Raw genomic sequence first — 7,027 nt, 5'->3', positions numbered from 1 at the left:
GGGGGAAGGCGGTCCTCAAACGCCAAGCCGCTGACAAGTGAGCGCGACCAAGCTAGTCTGATATCAGCGTGAGTCAGATAAATCACGCCTTGTATAAGCCCGTCACTCCCTACAATGCCGACAATTTGAGCTCCACCCGCTCGGCAGGGAAGCGCGACTCGGAAAACTGGATCGGCTGGCCGTCCGGCGTGACGTTGACGGCGACCGTGACCAGCACGATGGCGCCCGGCTGCAGATCGAGGTCGGCAAGGTCCGCCGCATCGGCATGGCGCGCCGACAACACGGTCGATTGCCGGAGATAATCGTCTATGCCGAAGCGCGCCAGCGACGCGGTGATCGAACCAGTCTCCGCCATCGCGGCATCGATGCCGGCAAAGCGCCTGGCCTCGAACCAGCCGGCAGCGCGCGACACCGGCCGTCCATCGGCTTCGCCACGCGTTTCCAGACGGATCACCTCAGCCCCCCTGGCAAGGCCAAGGCCCTCGGCGACGCGCTGGCTGGCCGGCTCGACCGACGAGGCGAGCAGGACGATGTGCCGTTCCGTGGTTTGCCCCTGCAGGCCCGTCGAAAAACGCGTGCGCGCGCCAATCGGATAGGACAGCCGCTTGCGCGACAAGACGAAGGTTCCGCGCCCCTGCTCGGCCCGCAACACGCCTTCCTGCACAAGGGCTGATATGGCGCTGCGCACCGTGTGGCGATTGACGCCATAGCGCTCGGCCAGCGCCACCTCCGGCGGCATCGCTGCATTCTCCGTGAAATCGCCGATCGCGATCGCATGCAGGATCTTGTCGGCGATTTGTCGCCACAGCGAAACGCCGCTGCGCCGCTCGATGCTGTCCGCTGCCAACCGTCCGACCATCATTGCCCCCAACCTTCAGCGCCCAGTCTTCTGTCGCTGTCATCCACCCGTCATGGACACGCGCTAGATAATAGGTATAATTTGTATAGTTGTCTATATCAATAGACAAATTTAACCACGAGGACTATTTGCTTATGCGAGGACAGGAAGCCCGCGACCAGGCCGAGCGCAAGGCCGCCATGGCAACCCTGGCGCAATCCAGCGGCGATGACATCGTACGGCTCTGGAATAAGGCCGGACTGCCTTCGGACGCCGAGCTGCTCCGCGGCCCCGAAACCGGCCTGGTCACCCTGCGCGGCCGCATCGGCGGCGGCGGCGCCCCTTTCAATGTCGGCGAGGCGACCGTTACCCGCGCCACGGTCCGGCTGCCGTCCGGACAGGTCGGCCATTGCTATGCGCTTGGCCGCGACAAGCAGAAGGCAAGGCTGGCGGCCATCGCCGACGCGCTATGGCAGGACCCTGCCCGCCGCACCGAGGTCGAGGCCGGACTGATAGCGCCCCTGCGGTCGGCCCTGACCACGGCGCATGAAAAACGCCGCGCCGAGACGGCGGCAACGAAGGTGGATTTCTTCACCATGGTTCGCGGAGAAGACTGATGGACATTGCAGCGCAATCGATCGAGGGCGGTTTCGCCGATCCGGTCTTCAATGCCCAGACCGTGTTCCGCGCCGTCATGGACACAATGGCGCGGCCAGGCAGCGTGCAGAAGCTGCCGGCCTTCGCCCGCCCGCCGGCGCCGCTCTCAGCAAGCGCCGGCGCCATAGCGCTGGCGCTTTGCGACAACGACACGCCGCTCTGGCTTGACCCGGCTCTGCAGGCTTCCCCTGCCGTCAAATCATGGCTTGGCTTCCACACCGGCGCGCCTTTGGCCAACACGCCGGCCGATGCGCATTTCGCCTTGATCGCAGCACCTGCCGAGATGATGTCGCTCGATGGTTTTTCGCAGGGCACGCAGGACTATCCCGACCGTTCGACCACGCTGATCCTGCACGTCGGCGATCTCGTCTCCGGCACGCCGCTGTTGCTTGAAGGCCCTGGCATCGAAACCAGCGCCACGATCGCGCCGGCGCAGATGCCGCGCCATTTCGTCGAGCAGTGGAAACAGAACATCAAGCGCTTTCCGCGTGGCGTCGACATCATCCTCGTCACATCAGGCGGCATTGCCTGCCTGCCGCGCACGACGCGCATCAAGACGATGGAGGCGTAAGATGTATGTCGCGGTAAAAGGTGGCGAAGCCGCAATCGCCAACGCCCACAGCCTGCTTGCCGACCGCCGGCGCGGCGACCGTTCGGTGCCGGCGCTTCGCCTCGACCAGATCGTCGAGCAGCTGGCGCTCGGCGTCGACCGGGTGATGAGCGAAGGCTCGCTCTACGATCGGGAGCTGGCCGCCCTAGCCATCGTCCAGGCGCGCGGCGACATGATCGAGGCGATCTTCCTGGTGCGCGCCTATCGCACCACGCTGCCGCGCTTCGGCTACTCCAAGCCCATCGACACCGCCACCATGCTGGTCGAGCGGCGCGTGTCGGCGACCTACAAGGATCTGCCCGGCGGCCAATTGCTCGGGCCCACTTTCGACTACACCCACCGGCTTCTCGATCCCGAGCTTGCCGCCGGCGCTGATGTCGCCGAACCGCTGCAGCGCGAGACCGAAGCGCAAGCCATGCCGCGCGTCTCGGCGATCCTCGCCCGCGAAGGCCTGATCGAGCCGGATGGCGAGATGCCGCAGGACCATGTCCCCGGCGACATCACCCGCGAGCCCCTGGAATTCCCGATGGCGCGCGACATCCGCCTGCAGGCGCTGTCACGCGGCGACGAAGGTTTCCTGCTGGCGCTCGGCTATTCCACGCAGCGCGGCTATGCCCGCAATCATCCCTTCGTCGGCGAGATCCGCATCGGCGAGGTCGAGCTCGAGTTCGACGTTCCCGAACTGCCCTTCGCTGTCCCGCTCGGCACTGTCCGCGTCACCGAATGCCAGATGGTCAACCAGTTCAAAGGCTCGGCCAAGGCGCCGCCGCAGTTCACCCGCGGCTACGGCCTGGTCTTCGGCCAGAGCGAGCGCAAGGCGATGGCGATGGCGCTCTGCGACCGGGCGCTGCGCGCGAAGGAGCTCGGCGAGGATGTCGTCGCCGCGGCCCAGGACGAGGAGTTCGTCATCTCACACTCAGACAATGTCCAGGCGACCGGCTTCGTCGAGCATCTGAAGCTGCCGCACTATGTCGATTTCCAGGCCGAACTCGACCTCGTGCGCCGCATGCGCGCCGAGTACGACACCCGCGAAAATGCCGACAAGCTGAAAGACAAGAAGGAGGCGGCAGAATGAGCCTAGTCGCCCGATCCGCCGTCACCGCCACCGCTGTCGTGCGAATGGTCGCCATGCCCGCCACTGTGGCCGCCGCCGATGCCAATGCTCCCGCCATGCGCGCCTTCCCTGGCTCCGGGAAAAACCATTCTTCGGAGGATAAAGGCGATCACGCCGACGAACGCCAGCAGCAGAATTCCGATATGCAGCCAAGCGGTCTGGGTCATCCGATTTCGCCCCTGTTTCCGCGTCCTGGACGCCAATTCGATAGCACAATGTGGATGTGATCGCCATGACCGACATCGCCACCTACAACTTCGCCTATCTCGACGAACAGACCAAGAGGATGATCCGCCGGGCGATCCTCAAGGGCATAGCTATTCCCGGCTATCAGGTGCCGTTCGCCTCGCGCGAAATGCCGATGCCCTATGGCTGGGGCACAGGCGGTGTGCAGGTCACAGCTTCGATCATCGGCCCGGATGACGTGCTGAAGGTCATCGACCAAGGCGCTGACGACACCACCAATGCTGTCTCGATCCGCGCCTTCTTCAAGAAGGTCGCCAACGTCGCGGTGACGACTGACACCGCCAGCGCCACCATCATCCAGACCCGCCACCGCATCCCCGAACATCCGCTGACGGCGGGCCAGGTGCTGGTCTATCAGGTGCCGATCCCGGAGCCCCTGCGTTTCCTCGAACCGCGTGAGACCGAAACGCGGAAAATGCATGCGCTGGAAGAATACGGCCTCATGCATGTGAAACTTTACGAGGACATCGCCAAGCACGGCCGCATCGCCACCACCTATGCCTATCCGGTCAAGGTCGAGGGCCGCTATGTGATGGACCCGTCGCCGACGCCGAAATTCGACAATCCCAAGATGCACCGCTCGCCGGCGCTGCAGCTGTTCGGCGCCGGGCGCGAAAAGCGCATCTATGCGGTGCCGCCCTTCACCGAAGTGGTCAGCCTCGACTTCGAGGATCATCCGTTCGAGGTGCAGACCTTCGACCAGCCCTGCGCGCTGTGCGCGGCCGAGAATGTCTATCTCGACGAGGTCATCCTCGACGACCATGGCGGCCACATGTTCGTCTGCTCCGACACGGATCATTGCGAGAAGCGGCGGGCGGACGGCTATCACGGCCACCTTGCCCCGGAAAACCATCTTGCCTCGGAAAAAATGGAGCCGGCGCAATGACCGACGAACCGCTGCTGCGCGTCTCGGCGCTCTCCAAATTCTACGGCTCGCGCGTCGGCTGCGACAACGTCTCCTTCGACCTGTGGCCGGGCGAAGTCCTGGCTGTGGTCGGCGAGTCCGGCTCCGGCAAGACGACATTGCTCAACTGCCTGTCGACGCGGCTGCTGCCCTCCTCCGGCAGCGCCAGCTACCGCATGCGCGACGGCCAGTTCCGCGAGCTCTACCGCATGAGTGAGGCCGAGCGCCGCTTCCTGATGCGCACCGACTGGGGGTTTGTCCACCAGAACCCGGCCGACGGCCTGCGCATGACGGTGTCGGCCGGCGCCAATGTCGGCGAGCGGCTGATGGCGGTCGGCGACCGCCACTACGGCAAGATCCGCGCCACCGCCGTCGACTGGCTATCGCGCGTCGAGATCGACGAGGACCGCATCGACGACGAGCCGCGCGCCTTTTCCGGCGGCATGCGCCAGCGCCTGCAGATCGCCCGCAATCTCGTCACCGGGCCGCGCCTGGTGTTCATGGACGAGCCGACCGGTGGCCTCGACGTCTCGGTCCAGGCGCGCCTGCTCGACCTGCTGCGCGGTCTGGTCACCGATCTTGGTCTGGCGGCCATCGTCGTCACCCATGACCTTGCCGTGGCGCGGCTTTTGTCGCAGCGCATGATGGTGATGAAGGACGGCCGCGTCGTCGAAAGCGGCCTTACCGACCGTGTGCTCGATGATCCGCGCGCGCCCTATACGCAATTGCTTGTTTCCTCGATTCTGCAGGTTTGACGATGGCGCAAACGACTGACGATTGGAGAACCTTCTGATGGCAACCCCCCTCGTTGTCTCCGACGTCGCCAAGAGCTTCACCATGCACCTGCGCGACGGCATCAAACTGCCTGTTGTCGCCGGTGTCTCGTTCTCGATCAGGGCCGGCGAATGCACCGTGCTCGGCGGCCCGTCCGGTGCCGGCAAGAGCTCGATCCTGAAGATGCTCTACGGCAACTATGCCGTCGACGAAGGCCAGATCATCGTCACGCACGATGACGGGCTGATCGACCTCGCCACCGCCAGCCCTCGCACCGTGCTTGCGGTGCGCCGGCAAACGATCGGCTATGTCAGCCAGTTCCTGCGCACCGTGCCGCGCGTCTCGGCGCTCGACGTCGTCGCCGAACCGCTGGTCGAGCGTGGCGAGGACCGCGAAGCGGCAAGAGACAAGGCCCGCGCCTTGCTGGCGCAGCTCAACCTGCCGGAGAAACTCTGGGCTTTGCCGCCTGCGACCTTCTCCGGCGGCGAGCAGCAGCGCGTCAACATCGCGCGCGGCTTCATCACCGAGCACCCGATCCTGCTGCTCGACGAACCGACCGCTTCGCTCGACGCCAGGAACCGCGATGTCGTGATCGAACTCATCGCCGCCAAGAAGGCGGCTGATGTCGCCCTGCTCGGCATCTTCCACGACCACGACGTGCGCGAGGCGGTTGCCGACCGCATCATCGACGTCACCGCTTTCGCGTCCGGAAAAATCGCCGCATGAGCAGGAAATTGTCCGAGACGCCGCTGATCCACCCGACGGCGGACGTACAGAATTCGACGCTCGGCCGCTGGACCGAGATCGCCGACCGCAGCCGGGTCTCGGAAAGCGAACTTGGCGACTATTCCTACATGATGCAGGACTGCTCCGTCTGGTGCGCGACGATCGGCAAGTTCGCCAACATCGCGGCCAGCGTTCGCATCAACGCCACCAACCACCCGACCTGGCGGCCGACGCTGCATCACTTCACCTATCGCGCCTCGGACTACTGGGACGATGCCGAGCACGAGACAGAATTCTTCGCCCAGCGCCGCGCCAATCGTGTCACCATCGGCCACGACACCTGGCTCGGCCACGGCTCGACCATCCTGCCTGGCGTCACCGTCGGCGATGGCGCGGCGGTCGGCGCCGGAGCCGTCGTCTCGAAGGATGTCGCGCCCTACACCATCGTCGGCGGCGTGCCGGCCAAACCGATCCGCGAGCGCTTCGATCGCCGAACGGCCGAACGCTACCATGCGCTCGCCTGGTGGGACTGGGACCATGCAAGGTTGCGCGCCGCGTTGGATGATTTTCGCGAACTGTCGGCCAATCAGTTTTTGGAGAAGCACGGAGGTTGACAGCCCGAACAGGTCAGCCGCTCAGGCAAACGTCCAAAATAACAGAAAGGAAGGTTAACGTAATAAGAACAGCGGCGACCGTCTGATTTAGCCTAATAAATTCCACAAATTTCACATCATATCCAATATTTATAAGCGATTTGGCTTTCACATCAGCCTTATTGGCAAAACGGATCGTAACTAACGCGATAAAGAATATTAGAACCATTAAAACAATTGCCGTATCGCGCCCATTTTTATAATTGTAAAGGTATCCAGATACCGGATGATTTAGGCTACCAACCCGATATACGAGTATCAAAAGCAGACCCATTGCAAAGCTTGTTACAGCGATCACTCCTGCAACATACAATCTCAACCACTGACGCCAGCGTGCCAATTGGTAAGCCTCCTGCCCCCATGAGCCTGAATGCTTATTTCATTCTTGATTATGTGAAAACCCGCAGCTTCCCTTTGCGATCGTACCGCGGCATGGCGGGACCTGTTCAATGATTGCCTGGCACTTTTCGAGCAGCAGGCTCCCGTGGTCGAAATCAAGCCGCCC

10 protein-coding genes are annotated in these 7,027 nt (G+C 63.6%); 7 read left to right on the top strand and 3 right to left on the bottom strand.

What is annotated here, in order from left to right:
• Positions 1-109: 109 nt before the first annotated feature.
• A complete protein-coding gene (phnF, locus tag EOB59_RS22310; protein WP_164895721.1) occupies positions 110-859 on the bottom strand; it encodes a phosphonate metabolism transcriptional regulator PhnF in 750 nt (249 codons plus the stop codon).
• Positions 860-993: 134 nt separating this feature from the next.
• Between phnF and phnG the strand changes: the two genes are divergently transcribed.
• Genes phnG through EOB59_RS22295 form a run of 3 tightly spaced genes read left to right on the top strand, consistent with a single transcriptional unit; the run spans position 994 to position 3,180 of the window.
• Complete coding sequence (phnG, locus tag EOB59_RS22305) at positions 994-1,455, top strand: phosphonate C-P lyase system protein PhnG (protein ID WP_128289256.1); 462 nt, start codon at positions 994-996, stop codon at positions 1,453-1,455.
• On the top strand, positions 1,455-2,066 hold the full coding sequence (gene phnH, locus EOB59_RS22300) for a phosphonate C-P lyase system protein PhnH (RefSeq protein WP_128289255.1): 612 nt from the start codon (positions 1,455-1,457) through the stop codon (positions 2,064-2,066). Before phnG ends, phnH begins: the two co-directional genes overlap by 1 nt.
• A 1-nt stretch (position 2,067) precedes the next feature.
• On the top strand, positions 2,068-3,180 hold the full coding sequence (locus EOB59_RS22295; protein ID WP_128289254.1) for a carbon-phosphorus lyase complex subunit PhnI: 1,113 nt from the start codon (positions 2,068-2,070) through the stop codon (positions 3,178-3,180).
• A gap of 2 nt (positions 3,181-3,182) precedes the next feature.
• On the opposite strand, the gene EOB59_RS22290 is transcribed toward EOB59_RS22295, so the two are convergent.
• Positions 3,183-3,386 (bottom strand): hypothetical protein, encoded by a 204-nt coding sequence (locus EOB59_RS22290; protein WP_127382629.1) that lies wholly within the window; start codon positions 3,384-3,386, stop codon positions 3,183-3,185.
• 65 nt (positions 3,387-3,451) lie between these two features.
• On the opposite strand from EOB59_RS22290, the gene EOB59_RS22285 reads away from it, so the two are divergent.
• The 4 genes from EOB59_RS22285 to EOB59_RS22270 are packed head-to-tail and all read left to right on the top strand — an operon-like array spanning position 3,452 to position 6,483.
• The gene (locus EOB59_RS22285; protein ID WP_128289253.1) at positions 3,452-4,351 is read left to right on the top strand and encodes an alpha-D-ribose 1-methylphosphonate 5-phosphate C-P-lyase PhnJ; all 900 of its coding nucleotides are present in this window, start codon (positions 3,452-3,454) and stop codon (positions 4,349-4,351) included.
• Complete coding sequence (gene phnK / locus EOB59_RS22280; RefSeq protein ID WP_127267988.1) at positions 4,348-5,124, top strand: phosphonate C-P lyase system protein PhnK; 777 nt, start codon at positions 4,348-4,350, stop codon at positions 5,122-5,124. The genes EOB59_RS22285 and phnK overlap by 4 nt, the downstream gene beginning before the upstream one ends.
• Positions 5,125-5,161: 37 nt before the next feature.
• Complete coding sequence (gene phnL / locus EOB59_RS22275; RefSeq protein WP_128289252.1) at positions 5,162-5,869, top strand: phosphonate C-P lyase system protein PhnL; 708 nt, start codon at positions 5,162-5,164, stop codon at positions 5,867-5,869.
• A complete protein-coding gene (locus EOB59_RS22270; protein ID WP_128289251.1) occupies positions 5,866-6,483 on the top strand; it encodes a DapH/DapD/GlmU-related protein in 618 nt (205 codons plus the stop codon). The genes phnL and EOB59_RS22270 overlap by 4 nt, the downstream gene beginning before the upstream one ends.
• A gap of 13 nt (positions 6,484-6,496) precedes the next feature.
• Here EOB59_RS22270 and EOB59_RS22265 read toward each other — a convergent pair whose 3' ends face one another.
• On the bottom strand, positions 6,497-6,862 hold the full coding sequence (locus EOB59_RS22265) for a hypothetical protein (RefSeq protein WP_128289250.1): 366 nt from the start codon (positions 6,860-6,862) through the stop codon (positions 6,497-6,499).
• Positions 6,863-7,027: the final 165 nt, after the last annotated feature.

This window comes from Mesorhizobium sp. M7A.F.Ca.MR.176.00.0.0 (assembly GCF_004023165.1).
In the GTDB taxonomy this organism is placed as follows: Bacteria; Pseudomonadota; Alphaproteobacteria; order Rhizobiales; family Rhizobiaceae; genus Mesorhizobium.
The sequence above is the reverse complement of the archived record's forward strand: the minus strand, read 5'-3'. Positions and strand labels throughout refer to the sequence as shown.

Bases quoted from the DNA above. Each gene is read 5' to 3' on its own strand.
- EOB59_RS22290 (WP_127382629.1), bottom strand. From the start codon at position 3,386: ATGACCCAGACCGCTTGGCTGCATATCGGAATTCTGCTGCTGGCGTTC.
- EOB59_RS22270 (WP_128289251.1), top strand. From the start codon at position 5,866: ATGAGCAGGAAATTGTCCGAGACGCCGCTGATCCACCCGACGGCGGAC.
- EOB59_RS22285 (WP_128289253.1), top strand. From the start codon at position 3,452: ATGACCGACATCGCCACCTACAACTTCGCCTATCTCGACGAACAGACC.
- phnK (WP_127267988.1), top strand. From the start codon at position 4,348: ATGACCGACGAACCGCTGCTGCGCGTCTCGGCGCTCTCCAAATTCTAC.
- phnL (WP_128289252.1), top strand. From the start codon at position 5,162: ATGGCAACCCCCCTCGTTGTCTCCGACGTCGCCAAGAGCTTCACCATG.
- phnG (WP_128289256.1), top strand. From the start codon at position 994: ATGCGAGGACAGGAAGCCCGCGACCAGGCCGAGCGCAAGGCCGCCATG.
- phnH (WP_128289255.1), top strand. From the start codon at position 1,455: ATGGACATTGCAGCGCAATCGATCGAGGGCGGTTTCGCCGATCCGGTC.
- EOB59_RS22295 (WP_128289254.1), top strand. From the start codon at position 2,068: ATGTATGTCGCGGTAAAAGGTGGCGAAGCCGCAATCGCCAACGCCCAC.
- phnF (WP_164895721.1), bottom strand. From the start codon at position 859: ATGGTCGGACGGTTGGCAGCGGACAGCATCGAGCGGCGCAGCGGCGTT.